We start from the raw sequence: 2511 nt of genomic DNA, 5'->3' as shown, positions 1-2511 counted from the left end.
TGTCTATTCAATTCCTTTCAGCGATCCATAAAGCTAACCTTTAAGCCACCTAGCCCGTGATTTATCGTTATAGCTCTATGGATCGTGTGCATTAGTCTGTAAGTGTTACTTGATTATCTGTTAGCCATTGGATCGCGTTGCGGTATACATAGTAATCGTGCATTCCGTCCAACTTGACTACTGGCATCCCTTTGCTGGTCCATTTCTTGACGGTGCTATCTGAAACACCAAAGACCTTAGCCGTATCAGTCAGATACCCGCCACTATTAGGATGTGTCGTTAGCAGCGTTTGAACGATCTGCATGTTAGTGTTAAATGCTTGCAATTCTTTTACTAAGTCAGGGTCTGCGGTGTTTACTGATACAGATACACCAGCAACGTTAAATGTCAGATTTGCCATTGTCTTGATCTCCTTTAGTTGTTAGATATTCCAGCAGTTTCAAGATGTTTTTTTCGTCTGTGCTAAGTTGTTTCATTCCGTTCTATTTCCTGTTCATCATTCATTTATTGGGTGGGTGTTTTGGGTTTAGCCGTTGCGGGGGCTTATATACGCTAGGGACAAAAATGTCCGTTACGCTCGTTGTCGTGTTTCTCAAATTTGAGTATCACGGCTAGGGATGTAGGGCTGTAATTTATACAGACCCTTTTAGTTTTTCTTTCAACTCGTGATAGTCGGTAACACCGATCTGATACAACGCAATTAATTGCATTTCCTTTGCTATGTAGGTTTGGCGTTCGTTACTCGTTAAAGCGTCAGCGAATGCGGATGCTCGGACGTCTAAGCCACGATCACGCTTTAACTTACTTGCATTATTTCCGGCCGAAACCATATATAAAAGTGTCGTCATGTTTCGGATCTCATTGCTTAGATCATCCCCGGCATAGTGATCCTTTAGACAATCTGTAAGCTGTTTTCTTAGTTCTTTTTCCATATCGTACAAGGTGTTACGCTTGGTTAGTTCTTGCTCCATCTCATCGAAACGGCTAAAATACGCTAGTTTGAACTCCATTGCCTTTTTACCGTTAAAGCCAGTTACTAGCATTGTGAATGCGAAACGATCAAGATCGTAACTTCTTACAGTTCTACCGTTCTCAGCAATATAGGTATTTTCCTTAAAATGATCTTTGAACCTCTTTTTAGTTGAGCCCAAAAATGGGCCCAATTCATTTTGTTTTACTGGGCTACTTTTTGAGCCCAACTCTTTAGAACTAATTACCTTGCTCCAATCATCTTTGATCTGATCAATTTTTCTTAAAATGTGTTTGTGTCGCTTATTAAACACTTCAGCCACGTTTAGACTGCTTGTGATCGCCTTGCGGTCTTTTATCATCACTTCGGTTAGTTGTTCTAAGTCGTTCATGGTGTCGCTCCTTTCTAGTCATTCATGTATTGCTTGATGATCCAATCATTAATCTTTTTGGCCGTTGTTTCATGTACGTTGCTGTGGCCCTTTAAAATTTTATCTAACGTCCACCGGCTAACTCCAGTGGCTTCTGATAGCTCTAAGACTGAGTAATTAAGCTCTCCTCTCTTACGTTTAAGAGCTTTTAGTTGTTCTGATGTCAGCTTCATTTCTTCCTCCTTTTTGTCAACAATTGTTGCGCAACCTATGTTGACAATTATATAAATAAATCTTAGGATTTGTCAACATAAGTTGCTAAAAAAATATTTAAGTGCTAATATTTTGAGTGAAAGAAGGTGTGTAAAATGGGCAATAGAATAAAGGAATTAAGACTTGAAAAAAGTATTAGTCAGCAAAATTTAGCAGATAAAGTCGGTGTTACTAGACAAGCTATTTCACTATTTGAGAAGGGCGATAGGGAACCGAAACTCGAAACTTGGATAAAATTATCTAATTTTTTCAAAGTACCAGTCAGTTACCTTAAAGGGACCTCGAATTATAAAGCAGACCCCTCAGAGTTTTGGAAAATAGATAATTTCCAAAACTTTTTAGAATGTGTTGCAGACGGTAAAAATGAGCGTGGTGATCTACTGTTTACAGAGAAGACTTGGGAAAAAGAAGTTCATCAATATATGTCCCAACGCAATTTTGAGGACTTTAAAAGAATGGTAGAATTCTTTAATACTCTATCTGTGTCGGATATAACACAAGACAAAATAGAAAAAGTCATAAATAATTTAAATAGTGTGCATGAAGTTAATAAGATAACAGAGCCAACTTTTTATTTTTTTGAGGCATGTATAGATGGTGTTGGTGGTGATAAAGAAAAAATGAAACTTGTAGAAGACTTTGAGAAAAAACTTGAAGACCTTGAAAAAGAAAGAAATCCCGATGATTGGTGGTAAATTTACTATAAAACATATTAACCAACCAGCCGAAATTCCGGCCGATAACTAGCCAGCGTAAAAATGCGTTCGCTGGTAGGGCGGAAATCTCCGACGTACTCGATCGCAATCACTGAGCGCAAAAATGCGCCAAGTATATACCAGCGCAAAAGTAGTAATTTGTAGTAATTGAGCCACTTCGATATTTTAGAACTACCTACGTG

The 2511-nt window shown here is 38.3% G+C and carries 5 protein-coding genes; 1 reads left to right on the top strand and 4 read right to left on the bottom strand.

Annotated elements, in window-relative coordinates; genetic code table 11:
• Positions 1-91 precede the first annotated feature (91 nt).
• The 3 genes from FC30_RS07865 to FC30_RS07855 all read right to left on the bottom strand — a co-directional run bounded on the left by FC30_RS07865 (position 92) and on the right by FC30_RS07855 (position 1573).
• Positions 92-400 carry a hypothetical protein gene (locus FC30_RS07865; RefSeq protein ID WP_010689682.1) on the bottom strand — a complete coding sequence of 103 codons (309 nt, stop codon included), beginning with the start codon at positions 398-400 and terminating at the stop codon, positions 92-94.
• A gap of 232 nt (positions 401-632) precedes the next feature.
• The gene (locus FC30_RS07860) at positions 633-1361 is read right to left on the bottom strand and encodes a Rha family transcriptional regulator (protein ID WP_010689680.1); all 729 of its coding nucleotides are present in this window, start codon (positions 1359-1361) and stop codon (positions 633-635) included.
• A 14-nt stretch (positions 1362-1375) separates the two neighbouring features.
• Entirely contained in the window at positions 1376-1573 is a 198-nt protein-coding gene (locus FC30_RS07855; protein WP_010689678.1) for a helix-turn-helix domain-containing protein, read from the bottom strand.
• Positions 1574-1708: 135 nt separating this feature from the next.
• Here FC30_RS07855 and FC30_RS07850 point away from each other — a divergent pair, with 135 nt between their 5' ends.
• Positions 1709-2308 (top strand): helix-turn-helix transcriptional regulator, encoded by a 600-nt coding sequence (locus FC30_RS07850; RefSeq protein ID WP_010689676.1) that lies wholly within the window; start codon positions 1709-1711, stop codon positions 2306-2308.
• Positions 2309-2325: 17 nt separating this feature from the next.
• Here the strand turns inward: FC30_RS07850 and FC30_RS09775 are convergent.
• On the bottom strand, positions 2326-2511 hold a 186-nt coding region (locus FC30_RS09775; RefSeq protein ID WP_235804190.1), incomplete at its 5' end, for a hypothetical protein.

Source organism: Ligilactobacillus animalis KCTC 3501 = DSM 20602 (assembly GCF_001434535.1).
Lineage (GTDB): Bacteria > Bacillota > Bacilli > Lactobacillales > Lactobacillaceae > Ligilactobacillus > Ligilactobacillus animalis.
The sequence above is the reverse complement of the archived record's forward strand: the minus strand, read 5'-3'. Positions and strand labels throughout refer to the sequence as shown.